Consider the following 16,834-nt stretch of genomic DNA (forward strand, 5'->3'; position numbering starts at 1 on the left):
GACGGACACTATGGCGTCGCCACTTTATGCGGCAAGGCGGCACGCCGAGGGTGGCGCACGTCGCAAAAGACTATAGATCACTGCCGGGCGCGCGGATGCGCGGCGGCATAGACCTCGCGGAGCTTGTCGACCGTGACCAAGGTGTAGACCTGGGTGGTCGTCACGGAGGCATGGCCGAGCAGCTCCTGGACCACCCTAACGTCGGCGCCGCCGTCCAGGAGATGGGTTGCGAAGGAATGTCGGAGAACGTGGGGACTTATCCCGGCAAGGCCGGCGCGTTCGGCGGCGGCCTGGAGCACCTCCCACGCTCCCTGCCTGGTCAGCCGGCCTCCCCTGGCGTTCAGGAACACGGCGGGGGTGCCGCGCCCGTGCGCGAGCAGCCCTGGACGGGCCCGTACGAGGTACGCGTCGAGCGCGGAGCGGGCGTAGCGGCCCAAGGGCACGACGCGGGTGCGGCCGCCCTTGCCGCGCAGGCGTACCTGGTCGTCCTCGAGGTCGTCCACGGCCAGGCCGACGGCCTCGGAGATGCGGGCGCCGGTGCCGTACAGGACCTCGAGCAGCGCGCGGTTGCGCAGCGTGAGAGGCGCGCCGTCGGGGCCGGAGGCGGCGATGAGCCGCTCCACCTCGTCCACGGCGATGGCCTTGGGGAGCCTGCGCGGCTGGCGCGGCGGGCGCACCTCGTGGGCGGGGTCGTGGGCGGTGACGCCTTCACGCAGAGCGAACCGGTGCAGCCCGCGCACGGCGGAGACGGCGCGCGCCGCCGAGCTGGCGACCAGCGCGGGGTGCTCGCCGTCGCCCTCGCGCAGCGAGGCGAGGAAGGCCAGCACGTCGGCCTCCCCCACCTCGTCGAGCTCCATCCTGCCGCGCGCGTGCAGGTGTTCGACGTATCGCCGCAGGTCACGACGGTAGGACGCGAGTGTGTTGGCAGCCAGGCTCCGCTCCACCGCCAGATGGGCGAGGTAGCTGGAGAGCACCGCCTCCACGAGCTGGTCCTTCCGTCACGCCTCAGGGGCGTCGGCGGGGCGCAACAGGGCGAACCCCTCAACCGAAGCCGCGTACGCGGCGAGGATACCGGCCACGGCCGGGGAATTGTGGATCATTCCCATGAGCGCCTTCTCGACCGCGTCCGCCAGCGGCACCCACTCGACCGGCATGTCGATCTCTTCATGCCGGTGCACGAAGTCGGTCTCGACCTTGGTGAGGTCGCGGGCGAGGAACACCCTGATCCGCTCGTCGCTCATGCCGGGCGAGGTGCGCAGGTCGACGAGCGTGTGCCAGGTGTCGGCGCGGTAGCCGGCCTCCTCCGCTAGCTCGCGGGCCGCGCCGGCGACCAGCGATTCGCCTTCGACGTCGCGGATCCCGGCGGGCAGCTCCCACATCAGCATGCGGGTGGGGTGGCGGTACTGCCTGATCAGCAGGACCCGGTCCTGGTCGTCGAGCGCGAGCACGGCGACCGCGCCCGGATGCACCACGTAGTCGCGGTCGGCGACCTCGTCGCGGGGCATCTTCACCGTGTCCGTGACCACGCTGATGATGTGGCCACGGAACCGCTCCTTGGAGTCGACGACGTCCCAGGCCTCGGGCGTGTCCTCCGTTTTCACCGGCTCACCTTCGCGCCGACCCTGGCGTCCGCGTACTCCAGGGCGGCGGAGATGAGGCCCTTGAACATCGGGTTGGCCCGCGTGGGGCGCGAGCGGAACTCGGGGTGCGCCTGCGTGCCGATGAAGAACGGGTGGATGTCGGTGGGCAGCTCGGTGTACTCGACCAGGCGGCCGTCGGGCGACAGACCGGAGAAGACCAGTCCGACCTTCTCGAGCTGCTCGCGGTAGGCGTTGTTGACCTCGTAGCGGTGGCGGTGGCGCTCGTCGGCCTTGGCCTTGCCGGCGTACAGCTGCCTGGCCAGGGTGCCCTCGAGGAGCTTGGCGGTGTAGATGCCCAGCCGCATGGTGCCGCCCATGTCGCGCTCGCCGGCGACGACGTCCTCCTGGTCGGCCATGGTGGAGACGACCGCGTGCTTGGTGTCGGGGTCGAACTCGGTGGAGTTGGCGCCCTCGATGCCGGCCAGGTGGCGCGCGGCCTCGATGACCATGCCCTGCATGCCGAGGCAGATGCCGAGCAGCGGGATCTTGCCCACGCGGGCGTGGCGGATCGCGCCGATCTTGCCCTCGATGCCGCGCACGCCGAACCCGCCGGGGATCAGCACGCCGTCCACGCCGTCGAGCTCGCGCTCGGCGCCCTCGGGGGTCTCGCAGTCGTCGCTCTTGACCCACCGGATGTTGACGCGCGCGTCGTTGGCGAACCCACCGGCCCGCAGCGCCTCGGTGACCGACAGGTACGCGTCCGGCAGGTCGATGTACTTGCCGACCAGGGCGATCGTGACCTCCTTGGCCGGCCGGTGCACCCGGCGCAGGAGCTGCTCCCACTCCTTCCAGTCGACGTCCCTGAACGGCAGGCCGAGCCGGCGCACCACGTACGCGTCGAGCCCTTCGGAGTGCAGCACCTTCGGGATGTCGTAGATCGAGACCGCGTCCACGGCGGAGACGACGGCGTCCTCGTCCACGTCGCACATCAGGCTGATCTTGCGCTTGATCGCCGCCTGCACCGGCCGGTCGGAGCGCAGCACGATCGCGTCCGGCTGGATGCCGATGCTGCGCAGCGCCGCCACGCTGTGCTGCGTCGGCTTGGTCTTGAGCTCGCCCGACGGGCCGATGTAGGGCAGCAGGGACACGTGCAGGAAGAACACGTTGTCGCGCCCGACCTCGTGCCTGATCTGCCGCACGGCCTCCAGGAACGGCAGCGACTCGATGTCGCCGACGGTGCCCCCGACCTCGGTGATGACGACGTCCACGTCAGGACCGGCCATGCCCCTGATCCGGTCCTTGATCTCGTTTGTGATGTGCGGGATGACCTGGACGGTGTCGCCCAGATATTCACCCCGCCGCTCCTTGGCGATGACGTTGGAGTAGATCTGCCCGGTGGTCACGTTGGCCGAGCCGTGCAGGTCGGTGTCGAGGAAACGTTCGTAGTGGCCGACGTCGAGGTCGGTCTCCGCGCCGTCGTCGGTGACGAACACCTCGCCGTGCTGGAACGGGTTCATGGTCCCTGGGTCGACGTTCAGGTACGGGTCGAGCTTCTGCATGGTGACCCTGAGACCGCGGGTCTTGAGTAGGCGACCGAGGCTGGATGCCGTGAGCCCCTTGCCGAGACTGGAGGCGACACCGCCGGTGACGAACAGATGCTTGGTTTGCGATGCGCTGCGCAAAGGGGCTCCCGTGGCTCGAGGTGTGGTCGAAGTGTCCACGGGCTCTCAGGATATCAAACAACGCCCCCGACATGCCCGAACGGATTAACCTAGCGGTAACTTTGGTCCCTATGTCATTCGTACGGCGGGCAGTGGGGGCGCTGATTCACCGTGCCTACGGGGCGATTCGCCACGCCGGCGCCATCACCCCGCTGAGCTCCGCGGGCTATCGGTTCGGCCGGATCGGCGACGGAGTCAGTATCGCCTTCCCCCCGGGCGCGATCTTCGGCGAGCAGTGGATCGAGATCGGCGACCACACGCTCATCGGCGAGCGCGTGTCGATCTCGTGCGGCATGATGCCCGGCGCGGACCTCGGGCCCGACTCCATCCTGCGCATCGGCCGCGGCTGCTCGATCGGCCGCGGCTCGCACATCGTGGCCCACCAGTCGATCGACATCGGCGCGGACGTCTTCACCGGTCCGTACGTGTACATCACCGACCAGAACCACGTCTACGACGACCCGGACGTCCCGATCGGGCGCCAGTGGCCCCGCAACAGCCCGGTCTCGATCGGCTCCGGCTCGTGGCTGGGGGCCGGCGCGATCATCCTGCCCGGCACGACGCTGGGCCGCCAGTGCGTGGTGGCGGGCGGGGCGGTGGTCCGCGGCACGTTCCCGGACCACAGCGTCGTCGCGGGTGTCCCGGCCAAGCTGGTCCGCGGCTACACGCCGGAGCTCGGCTGGCACGCCCCTTCCGGCCCCATCCCTCTGAACCGCCGCGCCACCGCCTCCTGACGGGACCCCTCGACGCCGGGCGAAGGGGACGAACCGGGGGATGGACCGAACAAGCTTCTGCCGGATAGCGTCGAATCATGCGGACCGCCATCTGTGAGCGCCTGGGCATCGAGTTCCCGTTGTTCGCCTTCAGCCACTGCCGCGACGTGGTCGCCGCCGTCACCAACGCGGGCGGGTTCGGGGTCCTGGGCGCGATCGCGTACTCCCCCGAACAGCTGGACACCGAGCTGAGCTGGATCGACGCCCAGGTGGGCGGCCGGCCGTACGGCGTGGACGTGCTCGTGCCCGGCAAGGTCGACGCCTCCGCGCTCGACCGGCAGGCGCACCTCATGGACTTCGTCCCCGACCGTCACCGCGACTTCGTCACGCACCTGCTGTCCAAGTACGGCGTGAGCGCCCCCGTGCAGCCGCTGACGGCGGTGGCGGACGAGCTCGGCAGGCGGGTGACGGCGGCCGGGGCGACAGGGCTGATCGACGTGGCGCTCAAGCACCCGATCGGGCTCATCGCCAGCGCGCTGGGGCCGCCCCCGCCCGAGATGGTCGCCAGGGCCAGGGAGGCAGGGGTGCCGGTGGCCGCGCTGGTCGGCACGGTCGAGCACGCCCGCAGGCAGGTGGCGGCGGGCGCGGACCTCATCGTGGCGCAGGGCACCGAGGCGGGCGGGCACACCGGCGAGGTCTCCACGATGGTGCTGGTGCCGCAGGTCGTGGACGCCGTGGCCCCGATCCCCGTGCTGGCCGCGGGCGGGATCGCGTCGGGCCGGCAGATGGCGGCGGCCATGGCACTCGGCGCGCAGGGCGTGTGGTGCGGCTCGGTCTGGCTGACCACGGAGGAGGCGGAGACCGTACCCGCGGTCAAGCGCAAGCTGCTGGCCGCCTCGTCGCTGGACACGGTCAGGTCCAGGTCCCGTACGGGCAAGCCGGCCAGGCAGCTCAAGTCGGCCTGGACGGAGGAGTGGGACTCCGGCCAGGAGAGCCCCGGGCCGCTGGGGATGCCGCTGCAGCTGCTGGTGGCCGAGGGCGCGATGGCCCGCATCGAGGCGGCGGCCGAGAAGGGCGAGCCGGGGGCGCTGGAGCTGGTCAACTACTTCGTGGGCCAGGTGGTGGGCCAGCTCGACCAGGTCAGACCGGCCCGCGAGGTGGTCTACGACATGATCAGCGAGTTCGGGGAGGCGGTGGAGCGGCTCCAGCGCCTGTCCGGCTCGGACTAGCCGCGAAGACGTACACGTACGGGTCGCGCGGCCGGACTTCGCCGCCGGCGGCGGCCCTGGCCAGGGCGAGCGCGCCGTCGGCCGAGGTCCCGCGCGGCGGTGTGAAGCGGGCCGCCGGCAGCAGGTCCCTTACGGTGCTCTGGAACGGCTCCATCAGCAGGTCCGCCGCGTCGAAGAGGCGGCCGCCCCAGGAGAACACCGGTTCGAGCCCGGTCGCCGCGGCGGCGGCGGTCTGGCCGAGCTGGCGGCCGGCCTCGGTCCAGATGCCGCGCGCGACCGGGTCTCCCGCGCGGGCCGCGTCGGCGACGTGCGGCGCGAACGACGCCAGCTGGTGCGCCGGCGAGCCCGACTCGTAGACGAGCGCCACCAGGTCCAGAGGGTGCCCGAAGCGGGCGGTCAGGTGGTCGAGCAGGGCGGGCGAGCCGCCGGCGCGGCCGTCGTGAGCGCGCAGTGCGGCCTGGAGGCCGTGCATGCCGATCCAGGCGCCGCCGCCGTGGTCGCCGAGCAGGTGGCCCCATCCGTCGGACTGGTTCCACACGCGGTCGAGGTCGGTGCCGAGCGTGATGACGCCGGTCCCGGCGGCGACCACCACCCCCGGCCGGAACCCGAGCGCTCCCACGTGCGTGGTCACCGTGTCCCCCGCGACGACGAGTGTGCCGAGCCCGAGCCGCTCCCCCAGCGCACGCCACAACGTGCCCGGCTCCCTGACCAGCCCTGGCAACCCGGTCACTCCGACCGCCATCCCGGCGAGCTCCGCGGGGATACCACAGGCGTTCTCGACGACCGTCGCGATCCGGGTGGCGAGCCGTTCGAGGTCCACCCGGCCCCCCTCGCGGGGCACCGGGGCTCCGTCCTCCCCGTACGCGTCCTGCCCTCCGCTCTCGATCCGCACCCGGATCCCCCCGCCGCCGACGTCCACGCCGGCGAAGCCGTCGCTCATCCGGCGTGCCCGCCCAGCGCGGCGACGGCCGTGCGCACGCCCGGGTGCGCGACGAGCGCGGCGCGTGCCTGCTCGGCCGGGCAGCCCGTGAGCAGCCGGACGAGCGCCTCGGGGATCCGCCCGCCCGACTCCTCCAGCGCGGCCCGGCAGGCCGCCGCGTCCTCGCCGGACGCCTCCGCGAGCAGGCTCACCGCCCGCTCGCGGAGCTTGGCGTTGGTGGCGACCAGCCCCACCATGAGGTTCGAGTACGTCCGCCCCGCCTTGATCATGAGGGCCGTCGAGAACGCGTTCAGCAGCGCCTTGGTCGCCGTGCCGGCCTTGAGCCGGGTGGACCCGGCGAGCGCCTCGGGACCGGTGTCCGCGACGACGACGATCTCGGCCGACTCCCGCAGCGGCGCCAGGGGGTTGCAGGTGACCAGCACGGTGAGCGCGCCGGCGGCCCGGGCGGCGCGCAACGCCCCGGCCACGTACGGGGTGGACCCGGATGCCGTGACGCCGACCGCCACGCTGGTCTCGTCAAGGCCCTGCGCGTCGGCGGCCCCGAGCTCCTCGGCGTCCTCCCGATCGACGGACGAGTCCGTCAGCGCGGCGGCGCCGCCGGCGAAGTGCGCGGTGAACAGACCTCGCTCCACCCCGAACGTCGGCGTGATCTCGGTGGCGTCCAGCACCGCGAGCCGCCCGGACGCGCCGGCGCCGAAGTAGTGCACGCTCCCGCCCCGGCTCAGCCTCGCATGCGCCTCGTCCACCGCCCGGGCGAGCCGATCGGTCGCCGCGCGGGCGGCCTCGACTGCCCTGGCGTCCTCGTCCAGCAGCAGCCGGAGCACGTCGCTCGACGCCAGGGTGTCGATGGCGGCGGTGCGCGGATTTCTGCGCTCGGTGGGTGGTGCCGGCCGGGTCATCGTGCTCCTCGTGGTTCGTGCGATTCGAATGCGCCCGCGTACGCGTCGTGCAGCCGGCGCGACCCCGCGACCAGGTCGCCCGGCTCGACCGGCGCCGCCCCGTCCCGCAGGAAGCCCTCGGCCCGCTCGCGGAGCCGTTCCCGCAGCTCCGCCTCGGCGCCGGGGTCGCCGGCGAGCGCGCCGCCGAGACCCCGCGCCCACAGCTCCCAGCGGTCGCGGTAGTAGCCGCCGACCAGCCCCGCCCAGTGCCGGCCCGCGTAGTCGTCCAGCAGCGGGCTGTCCGCGGAGCCCCACACGGTGATGATGCGGCGGGCGTTGTCCCGCAGGACCGCGCGGTCGTCCGGGCCGGTGGCCCACGACAGGGCCTTGGCCTCCCAGTGCTGGAAGGTGTACTCGGGGCGGCAGGCCAGCATCCGGTCGAGGTCCTCGAAGACCCTGAGGAACCGGGCGATTCGTTCCGGGCTGCCCGCCGAGTCCAGGACGTCGAGGCAGAAGCGGTCGGCGACCCTGGCCAGGTACGCGATGCCGGTCTCGACGAGGTCGTGCCCGAGCGGCCCCGCGGCCAGGCCGGGGTCGCGCTCGGCCGCCTCGATCAGCCGCTCCCAGGCCGTGGCGAGGGCTTGCGGGCGGTACCACAGGACATCGGCGACCCCGGCACGGAGCTCCGCGAAGCCGCGCTCGTACGAGGGCGCCGCGGTGATGACGCCTTCGAACGCCTGGGGGAGAATCGGCAGGCCCCGGGTGTCGTAGACGGTGTCCAGCAGCCCGTGCCAGGCCGCCCGCAGCTCAGGCTCCCGCACGCCGTAGCGCTGGGTCACGAAGGCGTCGAGCCAGGCGTCGAGGTCAGGGACCCGGTTCCAGATCTGGTCGGCCACCAGCTCGAAGAAGACGGGGTTGTTGCGGGTGGCCTCCATGGACAGGCCGAGCCCTGCGGGCGGGCTCGCCGCCGCCAGGGCCGCGTCGATGCCGGCCGGCACTCCGCGCAGGTCGGCGGCCGGATCGGTGCGTCCGCCGAAGTTGAGCAGCGCGCACCACAGCCATGGTTTGCCGGAGAACTCCTCGAAGCGGCCCCAGAGCGGATCGTGCTCCGCCCACAGGTCCGCCAGGAGCATCCGCTCGTCCGGAATCGCGCCGAGAAAGGCGGTGACGCGGTCCTCGGTCCAGAACTCCGGCTGGTAGGAGAACGGCCAGGCTTGCATGAGCCAGACCGCGTCCGGGTCGGCGGCCCGCAGGCCGGCCAGCGTCGCCGCCGCCACGGCCCCGGGGAAGGCCGGGTCGGCGTCGATGGGGATCATCTCGATGAACGGGTCGGCGGCGTACAGGTGGTCGGTGCCGAAGAGCTCGATCTGGGCGCGGGTGATCTCGGCGCCGATCCGCTCGTACAGCGGGTCGGCCGGGTCGAGGACCCAGGTCTCGAACCCCTGCCATTCGCGGCGGCCGGCGCGCGCCTTCGACGCGATCTCACGTGGGACGTGTCCGGTGAAGGCCGGGAGCACGGGCGTCATGCCGAAGGCGCGCTCGCGGTCGAGGATGCGCGCCCCGAGCTCGCGGTGGCCCTCGATCCACGACGGGGAGAGCGGCCCGGCGAAGCCGTCCAGGCAGCCCATGAACTGGAACGGCAGGTAGCCCGGCCCGCCGAGGAACGCCCGGATCGTCGCGTCGTCGAGGCCGAGGCGGGAGTAGGCGGCGTGCAGCGCGGCCTCGTGACCGGTGACGGCCAGCGGCATCGTGATGCCGTGCAGGGCCATCCAGTCGATCTCGCGCTCCCAGTCGGCCCAGTCCCAGTAGGGCGTCGTGTAGCTGAAGGTGCAGAAGTTGAGGTAGTAGCCCTCGCGCACCCGCGCGCAGCCGCGACGCGGAGGGCTGCCGGGCAGGGACGTCACGGGGAGCGGCAGCACGGTGTCCCAGCCCACGGACAAGCCGCAGCGCTCGCGCAGGTAGTGGTGGAGCCCGACGGACGCGCTCACCCCGTCGGTCGCGGCGACGGTCAGCTCGCCGCCCCGGGCCTCGTAGGCGTACTGCCGCCCAGTGCCCTCCAGCGCGGTGAGACGGATCGACTCGGCCGCGGGCCCGAGCACTCGGCGGGCGAGCCCGCGGACCGCGTCCGCCCAGGTGGGGAGCGCTCGACGAATTAATTCCGTACGGTCCATAATTAATATGCTAGCGTGCCTCCAACCTGCGTAGAGGGAGAGGTTCATGGAGCTGGTCGCCGCGGGCACGCAGTTCATGCGGGAGGTCAACGCGGCCGCGATCCTGCGCCGGCTGCGGGCCGAGCCCAGCATGAGCGTGTCGGCGCTGGCCAAGTCGGTGGGGTTGTCCAGGCAGGCGGTCACCCGCTCGCTCAACGCGCTGGCCGAGGAGGGCCTGGTCGAGTTCGGCTCCCTGGACCGGGACTCCAACCGGGCGGGACGGCCTGCCCAGCTCGTCCGGTTCAGGGCGGAGGCCGGCCACGTGCTCGGTCTGTCGATCAGCCCTCAGGACCTGCGCGTGGCGGTGTCCGACCTGGCCGGGACGGTCACCGCTGCGGACACGGTGCGGCTCCCCGCCGGTTTGGCCGGCGAGGAGGTCATAGACAGGCTGCTCGCCGCGGTCGAAAGAGCGGGCGCCGGCGATCTCTGGTTCGCCTCGGTGGGCACTCCCGGCATCGTCGACCCGGCGACCGGCGTCATCAAGCTCATCCCGAGCATGCCGGGCCTGACGGGAGACCTCCTCGTACGCCGTCTCAAGGACGCGCTCGGCTGCCCGGTCTACCTGGACAACGACGTCAAGCTCGCCACCCAGGGCGAGCGCTGGCGCGATGCGGAGCGACGCGAGGACTCCCTGGTGATGCTCCACTGGGGCGAGCGCGTGGGCGCCGGGATCGTGCTGAACGGCGAGCTCTACCGCGGCGCCTCCAACGACGCCGGCGACGTCGGCTTCCTCGACGTGTTCGAGGACGGGCACGGGCAGGACGGCCTGGGCCCGTTCGAGGCCCGCGTCGGCGGCGCGGAGATCGTCCGCCTGGCCAGGGCGGCGGCCGAGCGCGACGGCGAGGCCGCCTTCGCCGCCCGGATCGAGGCCGCGGGCGAACGCGCGCTCGACGCCGTGCTGGACGCCGTCACAGAGGGTGCGCCGCCGGCCGTGGAGGCGATCGACGTGGTCGCGCGCCGCTTCGCCAGAGGCGTCGCCGCGATCAGGGCGATCCTCGATCCGCGGCTGGTGGTCATCGGAGGGCCGCTGGCCAGGTGCGGCGAGCGGCTGCTCGACGCCGTCCGGCGGCACCTGTCCGGCCTGCCCCTGGAGCAGCCCGCCCTGGAGGTCTCGCGGCTCCAGGACGACGCCGTCGTCCTGGGCGCCCTGCGCCATTCGCTGGACGAGATCGAGCGGACCAGGTTCGGCCTGGTCAGAAGCGGTCGCCAGGAGGGCCGTTGAAGCGACGACGCCCCCCACCCGACACAGGAGAAAGGTCATGCGCATGACGAGACCGGCCCGGCGCGCGGCGGTCGCGGCGCTCAGCGTCACGACGGCACTGGCTCTGACGGCCTGCGCGGGCACCAGTAGCCCGGCAGGAAACACGGCGAAGAAGATCGACGTATCGACCACCATCCCCAGCGACCCGGTGACGCTCACGCTGGCCTACTCCAACGACCCGCCCACCAAGGCACTCATCGACGGCTTCACCAAGAAGCACCCGAACGTCACCATCAAGCCCCAGATGACCCCGTTCAACGACTACATCAAGTCCATCAAGCTAGCGATGTCGTCCGACGCGGCGCCGGACATCGCCCAGTACAACCCGGGTGCGATGAACTCCCTGGTCCCGGCCGGCCTCATCCTGGACCTGAGCCCGTGGGCCAAGGCGTACGGCTGGACCGGCAAGTTCCCGCCGGCGAGCCTCGAGGTCCTCAGCTCCGACAAGGCGGCCAAGCAGTTCGGGACCGGCAGTCTGTACGCCGTGCCGGGCGGCCTGTCCGTGCTGGGCGTCTTCTACAACAAGAAGATCGTGAAAGCGGCGCCGAAGACGCTGGCCGAGTTCGAGGCCGCGATGCAGAAGGCCAAGGACGCCGGGCAGACGCCGCTGAGCAACGGCGCGCTCCAGGTCGGCGGGTTCCACCTGTGGAACGCGCTGCTCAACGTGACCGGCGACGTCAACGACTACCGGTCGTGGGTGTACGGCAAGCCGGGCGCGACGATCGAGAACCCGGCCGCGCTGAAGGCCACCCAGACACTGGCCGACTGGGCGAAGAAGGGCTACATCCCCAGCGGGGCGAGCGCCACGGCCGACGCTGACGCGCTGGCGAGCTTCGCCAAGGGCGACAGCGCGTTCCTGATCACGGGCAACTGGGTGGCCTCCGCCCTGGAGACCGAGATGAAGGACGACGTGGGCTTCTTCCTCATGCCCACGCCGTCGGGCGAGCCCGCGAAGGTCGCCTCGGGGGCGAGCGTGGCGTACGCCATCTCGTCGAAGTCGAAGCACCCGAACGTCGCCGCGGCGTTCCTCGATTACCTGAGCTCGCCGGAAGCAGCGAAGATCGAGTTCGACGGCGGGTTCATGCCGGTCGACACCAAGGCCGAGCTCGGCGCCGAGGGGCTGCGCGGCGAGATCGCGACCGCCTTCGCGCCGGTCGCGCAGAGCAACGGGATCGTGCCGTTCCCCGACTACGCCTCCCCCGGCATGATCGACAAGCTGACCCCGGGCATCCAGGGCCTCATCAGCGACAAGATGACCCCCGACGCCTTCCTGCGCTCCCTGCAGGAGTCGTGGGACGGACACCATGGCTCGTGAGCTGACACCGTCCATCTCCCCGCCGCGAGCCGCCCGGGCCCGCGGCGGGGAGCCGGCGGCCGACAGGCGCGCCCGCCCCCCGCGCCGGCTCGGCCGGCGGGCGCGCGGCTGGCTCTACGTGCTGCCCGCGCTCGCGGTGTACCTGGGATTCGCCATCTGGCCGGCGCTGAACACGCTGCGCCTGTCCCTGCTGAGCTGGGACGGCATCCTGCCGCCGACCTGGGCGGGCTTCAGCAACTACGTCAAGATATTTCGTGATTCGGCGCTGTACGAGGCCATCCTGCACAGCCTCGTGCTGATCGTCTTCTTCTCGGTCATCCCCATCGGCATCGGGCTGCTCATGACGGCCCTCCTGATGGGGAAGGTGCGCCGGGGGATGACGTTCTTCCGGATCGTCTTCTTCCTGCCCAAAGTGCTGCCGCTGGTCGCCGTCGGCATCACGTGGCGATGGCTCTACAGCGAGTCCGGCGTCGTCAACCAGTTCCTGGACCTCACGGGATTGGGGGCGCTCACCCGCGCCTGGCTGGGCGACTACCAGCTGGCGCTGATCGCGCTCGGGCTCATCGGGACCTGGGCGATCAGCGGGCTGTGCATGATGCTCTTCCTGGCCGGCGCGCAGAAGATCGACCCGGCGCTGTACGAGGCGGCCATGCTCGACGGCGCGGGAGCCTTCCGGCAGTTCCGGCACGTCACCGTGCCCGGGCTGCGCAGGGAGATCACGGTCGCCGGCGTCATCACCACGATCGACGCCCTGGCCAGCTTCGACCTCGTCTTCGTCACCACGAACGGCGGCCCGGCCGGGCAGACCAACGTGCCCGGCCTGCTCGTCTACCGGCTCGCCTTCAACGAGGGGGACATCGGCGGCGCCAGCGCGCTGGCCGTCGTGCTCACCGTGATCGTCATCGCCGTGGTCAGCGCGGTCCGCCACTTCACCAGGGATGAGAGTTGAGAATGCGCGGCGGTGTCAGCGTCCGGTACGGCGTGCTCGTCCTGCTGGCGGTCATGGTGCTGGTGCCGTTCCTCGGCATCATCCTGGCCGCCCTGCATCCTCCCGGCGCGCAGCTCGACGGGCTGAGCATCCCGGACCGGTGGTCGTGGGAGAACTTCGCGCTCGCCTGGGAGCGGGGCAACATGACCGCCCTCATGCGCTCGAGCCTGCTGATCGCGGCCTTCGTGGTGCCGCTCTCGGTGGTGCTGGCCACTCTCGCCGGGTACGGGCTGGCGATCCTCAAGGTGTGGGGCCACCGGACGCTGTCGTTCGGGTTCGTGATGGGGCTCACGCTGCCGATCGAGCTCATCGTGGTGGCGCTCTACTTCAACCTGCGCGAAGTCGGCCTCACCAACAGCTACAGCGGCATCATCCTGGCCGAGGCGGCCTTGTTCATGCCGTTCGGGGTCTACTGGATGCAGACCCACTTCTCGAACGTGCCCGAGGAGCTCGTCGAGGCGGCGCGCATCGACGGCGCCAGGGATCTCGTCGTGCTGGCCCGGGTGCTGCTGCCCATCTCCTGGCCGGCGCTCACCACGCTGTCGGTCCTGTACTTCATGTGGTCATGGAACCAGTTCATGCTGGTCCTGGTGATGATGCAGGACCCGGACCGGCGCACCGCGCCGAGCGGCCTGGGGCTTTTCGTCGGCCAGTACACGACGGACATCCCGTTGCTGGCGGCGGCCTGCCTGATCGTCATCGCGCCGATCGTCGCCGTGTACCTCGTCTTCCAGCGCAGCTTCGTCAGTGGCATCACCCAGGGCGCGATCAAGGGCTGACCACCGGCGGGCGCCCATGGACGGGCCGGCGGTTTGGCGTAAGGGACCGCGGCCGTGTCAAGATGCGCCTGTGGTCGGGACACCGCCTGAGCTGGAGCGTGGCATCGGCGTTCCGGCGCATGTGCAGATCGAGCGGTGGCTGCTGGAGTCGATCTCCAGCGGCGAGCTGGCGCCGGGCGACCGGCTGCCCGGCGAGCGGGAGCTGGCCGGGCGGCTCGGCGTGAGCAGGATGACGCTCAGGCAGGCGCTGTCCACGCTGGAGCGCGACGGCGTGCTGATCAGGGTGCCGGGCAGGTCGGGCGGCGCGTTCGTGGCCGAGCCGCGCATCGAGTGCGACCTGACCGGGCTGGCCGGGTTCACGGAGCAGATGCGGCGGGCCCACCTGCGGGCCGAGGCGCGGATCCTGACGGCCGCGACGGTGCCCGCGCCGCGGGCGGTGGCCGTGGCGCTGGAGGTCGAGGCGGGTTCGCCGGTGCACGAGGTGGCCAGGGTGCGATCGGCCGGGCGCTCGCCCGTGGCGCTCGAGCGCTCCTACTTCCCGCCCCTCGCGGGCTTCCTCGACCAGGACCTCACCGGCTCCCTCTACGCCCTGCTGGCCGCGCGCTACGACCTGGAGCCGCGTACGGCGGTCGAGCAGCTCGACCCGGTGATCGCCCGCCCGGCGGAGGCCGCCGAGCTGGGCATCGCGCCGGGCGCGCCGCTCATGCTGATCGAGCGGACGGCGTACGCGGGGGACGGCACGCCGGTGGAGTTCGCCCGCGACCTGTTCCGTCCCGACCGGGTCCGCATCTCGGTACGCAGCGGGGTCACGGCACCAGAGGGGTCCTGACCACGACGCCCGGCACCCAGACGCCCTCGACCTCGATCTCCACCCGGGCTCCTGGCCCGGCCGGCAGGTAGGCGTAGGCGATGGACTCCTTGGCCGAGTAGCCGTACCCGCCGGAGGTGACCCGGGCCACGACGTGCCCGTCCAGCCGTACAGGCTCGTTGCCGAGCGCGACGGCCCTCGGATCGGCCAGCGTCACGCACCGCAGCCGCCGCCCCGGCGCCGGGTCCAGCGCGTCCCGGCCGAGGAAGTCCTTGTCCAGCTTGACGCAGAACCCGAGCCCCGCCTCGTACGGCGTCGTCTCGGGCCCGATGTCGGCGCCCCACACCCGGTACCCCTTCTCCAGCCGGAGGCTGTCGATGGCCCGATAGCCGCCCGCCACCAGCCCGTACGGCTCCCCCGCGGCCCACAGGGCCTGCCACAACGCCAGTCCGTACTCGCTGGAGCAGTACAGCTCCCAGCCCGTCTCGCCCACGAACGTGACCCGCAGCGCCAGCACCGGCACGTCGCCCACCGTGATCTCGCGCGAAGACATGAACGGGAAGTCCATCGGGTCCGGGGTGAGCCCCGCGATGATCTCGGGCGCGCGTGGCCCCCACAGGGCGAAGCACGCGTGCTGGCCGGTGACGTCCGCGATCCTGGCCGCCGAGCCGGTGAGCGCGGCCTGCTTGCGCAACCAGCCCAGGTCGTGCGAGCCGGACGCGGTGCCGGTGACGATCAGGAACTCCTCCGCCCCGCGCCTGGTGACGGTGAAGTCGCACTCGATGCCGCCGCGCCGGTTGAGCGCCTGGGTGTAGGTGACGGCGCCGATCTCGCGGGCGACCCGGTTGTCGCACACCCACTCCAGTAGCTCGGCCGCGTCCGGCCCGGTGACCTCGATCTTGGCGAACGAGCTCTCGTCGAACAGCCCCGCCGTGGTGCGGGTGGCCCGGTGCTCGACCCCGATGGCGGGCGACCAAAGCCGCCCGGCCCACCCTTCCGGGCGCTCGTCCTCGTCGGAGAGGTTCGAGCGGTAGTGGTTGACCCGCTCCCACCCGGCCTTCTCGCCGAAGACGGCGCCGTGGGCGGCGTGCCAGCCGTACACGGGCGAGACCCGCAAGGGGCGGCCCGCCGACCGCTCGTGGCCGGGGTAGCGGATGTCGTAGTACGTCTCGTAGTTCTCGATTGCCCGCTTGATCGTGTACGACGGCGAGCGGTACTGGCGGCCGAAGCGGCGGATGTCCATGTGCCGGACGTCCATGCTCGGCTCGCCCTCGACGATCCACTCGGCCATCACCTTGCCGATGCCGCCCGCGCCCGCGATGCCGTGCGCGCAGAACCCGGCCGCGACGAAGAACCCGCCGACCTCCGTCTCCCCGAGGCAGAACTCGTTGTCGGGGGTGAACGCCTCCGGGCCGTTGATCAGCTTGCGGATGCCGACGTCGGCCATCACCGGCACACGAATCCGCGAATTATCGGAAATTTCCTCGAATCTTGGCCAGTCTTCGGACAGGAGGCGGCCGTTGAAGTCGGCGGGGACGGCGTCGTAGGCGTTCAGCCCGGCCGTCCAGGGGGCGCAGGTGCGCTCGTACCCGCCCATGACCAGGCCCTGCACCTCCTGCCGGTAGTAGACGAGCAGGTCGGGGTCGCGCAGCGTGGGCAGCCCCGTGTGGTCGTGGCAGGCGTCGGTCACCACGTACTGGTGCGACATGGGCACGATCGGGATCCGCACCCCGGCCATGCGGCCGATCTCGGCGGCGAACATGCCGCCGCAGTTCACCACGATCTCGCAGTCGATGTCCCCCTGGTCGGTGCGCACACCGGTGACGCGGCCGTTCGCCGTCCTGATGCCGAGCACCCTGGTGTGGGTGCGGATCACCGCGCCGCCCTCACGGGCCCCCTGGGCGAGCGCGTAACAGAGCTGCGACGGGTCGATCTGCCCGTCGGTGGGCAGGTACGCGGCGCCCACGACCCCTTCGGGATCCATGAGGGGGAACAGCTCGACCGCCTCGGCCACCGAGATCTCCTCCAGCGGCAGCCCGAACGTCCGCGCCCAGCCGATCTGCCGGCGGATCTCCGCCATGCGCTCGGGCGTGGCGGCCAGCTTGATGCCGCCGCACTCCGTCCACCCGGCGTCGAGCGTGCGGTAGAGCTCGACGGAGTACTGGTTCATCCTGATCAGCGTGGGGTCGGCGCGCAGCTGGCCGACCAGGCCCGCCGAGTGGAAGGTGGAGCCGCTGGTGAGCTCGTCCCGCTCCAGCAGGACGACGTCGCGTTCGCCGAGTTGGGTGAGGTGGTAGGCGACGGACGCGCCGCCCACTCCGCCGCCGATGATCACGATGCGGGCCGAGTCGCTCATGGGGCGAGGCTAGCCCTCCGGCCATAAAAGGTCTAGACCGTTTAGCGTCGCACGTC

14 protein-coding genes are annotated in these 16,834 nt (G+C 71.8%); 7 read left to right on the forward strand and 7 right to left on the reverse strand.

Annotation, left to right across the window (positions count from 1 at the left end; all coding sequences use genetic code 11):
- Positions 1-77 precede the first annotated feature (77 nt).
- The 3 genes from ACIBVN_RS10220 to ACIBVN_RS10230 are packed head-to-tail and all read right to left on the reverse strand — an operon-like array spanning position 78 to position 3,262.
- Positions 78-983, reverse strand: a complete 906-nt coding sequence (locus ACIBVN_RS10220; protein ID WP_397134710.1) for a site-specific tyrosine recombinase XerD — start codon at positions 981-983, stop codon at positions 78-80.
- Between the two features lie 15 nt (positions 984-998).
- The gene (locus ACIBVN_RS10225) at positions 999-1,601 is read right to left on the reverse strand and encodes an NUDIX domain-containing protein (RefSeq protein WP_397134712.1); all 603 of its coding nucleotides are present in this window, start codon (positions 1,599-1,601) and stop codon (positions 999-1,001) included.
- Positions 1,598-3,262 carry a CTP synthase gene (locus tag ACIBVN_RS10230; protein ID WP_397134714.1) on the reverse strand — a complete coding sequence of 555 codons (1,665 nt, stop codon included), beginning with the start codon at positions 3,260-3,262 and terminating at the stop codon, positions 1,598-1,600. Before ACIBVN_RS10230 ends, ACIBVN_RS10225 begins: the two co-directional genes overlap by 4 nt.
- Positions 3,263-3,372: 110 nt before the next feature.
- On the opposite strand from ACIBVN_RS10230, the gene ACIBVN_RS10235 reads away from it, so the two are divergent.
- Both ACIBVN_RS10235 and ACIBVN_RS10240 read left to right on the forward strand, forming a co-directional pair.
- Positions 3,373-4,035, forward strand: coding sequence for an acyltransferase (locus tag ACIBVN_RS10235; RefSeq protein WP_397134716.1), 663 nt, complete (start codon positions 3,373-3,375; stop codon positions 4,033-4,035).
- 77 nt (positions 4,036-4,112) lie between these two features.
- Positions 4,113-5,243: an NAD(P)H-dependent flavin oxidoreductase gene (locus ACIBVN_RS10240; RefSeq protein WP_397134718.1), complete on the forward strand. Its 1,131-nt coding sequence runs from the start codon at positions 4,113-4,115 to the stop codon at positions 5,241-5,243.
- Here ACIBVN_RS10240 and ACIBVN_RS10245 read toward each other — a convergent pair.
- From ACIBVN_RS10245 to ACIBVN_RS10255, 3 genes are read right to left on the reverse strand one after another with little or no spacing between them, the layout of a single operon-like run.
- Positions 5,188-6,183 carry an N-acetylglucosamine kinase gene (locus ACIBVN_RS10245; protein WP_397134720.1) on the reverse strand — a complete coding sequence of 332 codons (996 nt, stop codon included), beginning with the start codon at positions 6,181-6,183 and terminating at the stop codon, positions 5,188-5,190. The two genes, ACIBVN_RS10240 and ACIBVN_RS10245, sit on opposite strands and share 56 nt — an antisense overlap.
- Complete coding sequence (locus tag ACIBVN_RS10250; protein WP_397134722.1) at positions 6,180-7,082, reverse strand: N-acetylmuramic acid 6-phosphate etherase; 903 nt, start codon at positions 7,080-7,082, stop codon at positions 6,180-6,182. The genes ACIBVN_RS10245 and ACIBVN_RS10250 overlap by 4 nt, the downstream gene beginning before the upstream one ends.
- Positions 7,079-9,232 carry an alpha-N-acetylglucosaminidase gene (locus ACIBVN_RS10255; RefSeq protein WP_397134724.1) on the reverse strand — a complete coding sequence of 718 codons (2,154 nt, stop codon included), beginning with the start codon at positions 9,230-9,232 and terminating at the stop codon, positions 7,079-7,081. Before ACIBVN_RS10255 ends, ACIBVN_RS10250 begins: the two co-directional genes overlap by 4 nt.
- 46 nt (positions 9,233-9,278) lie before the next feature.
- Here ACIBVN_RS10255 and ACIBVN_RS10260 point away from each other — a divergent pair, with 46 nt between their 5' ends.
- The 5 genes from ACIBVN_RS10260 (at position 9,279) to ACIBVN_RS10280 (ending at position 14,443) form a co-directional block, all read left to right on the forward strand.
- Complete coding sequence (locus tag ACIBVN_RS10260; protein ID WP_397134726.1) at positions 9,279-10,493, forward strand: ROK family protein; 1,215 nt, start codon at positions 9,279-9,281, stop codon at positions 10,491-10,493.
- A gap of 43 nt (positions 10,494-10,536) precedes the next feature.
- Positions 10,537-11,847, forward strand: a complete 1,311-nt coding sequence (locus ACIBVN_RS10265) for an ABC transporter substrate-binding protein (RefSeq protein ID WP_397134728.1) — start codon at positions 10,537-10,539, stop codon at positions 11,845-11,847.
- Positions 11,837-12,796, forward strand: coding sequence for a carbohydrate ABC transporter permease (locus tag ACIBVN_RS10270; protein ID WP_397134730.1), 960 nt, complete (start codon positions 11,837-11,839; stop codon positions 12,794-12,796). The genes ACIBVN_RS10265 and ACIBVN_RS10270 overlap by 11 nt, the downstream gene beginning before the upstream one ends.
- A gap of 2 nt (positions 12,797-12,798) precedes the next feature.
- Positions 12,799-13,614, forward strand: coding sequence for a carbohydrate ABC transporter permease (locus tag ACIBVN_RS10275; RefSeq protein WP_397134732.1), 816 nt, complete (start codon positions 12,799-12,801; stop codon positions 13,612-13,614).
- A gap of 70 nt (positions 13,615-13,684) precedes the next feature.
- Positions 13,685-14,443 (forward strand): GntR family transcriptional regulator, encoded by a 759-nt coding sequence (locus tag ACIBVN_RS10280; RefSeq protein WP_397134734.1) that lies wholly within the window; start codon positions 13,685-13,687, stop codon positions 14,441-14,443.
- Here the strand turns inward: ACIBVN_RS10280 and ACIBVN_RS10285 are convergent.
- A complete protein-coding gene (locus ACIBVN_RS10285; RefSeq protein ID WP_397134736.1) occupies positions 14,421-16,778 on the reverse strand; it encodes an FAD-dependent oxidoreductase in 2,358 nt (785 codons plus the stop codon). The genes ACIBVN_RS10280 and ACIBVN_RS10285 overlap by 23 nt on opposite strands.
- Positions 16,779-16,834: the final 56 nt, after the last annotated feature.

Source organism: Nonomuraea sp. NPDC049400, from assembly GCF_044466425.1.
Lineage (GTDB): Bacteria > Actinomycetota > Actinomycetes > Streptosporangiales > Streptosporangiaceae > Nonomuraea.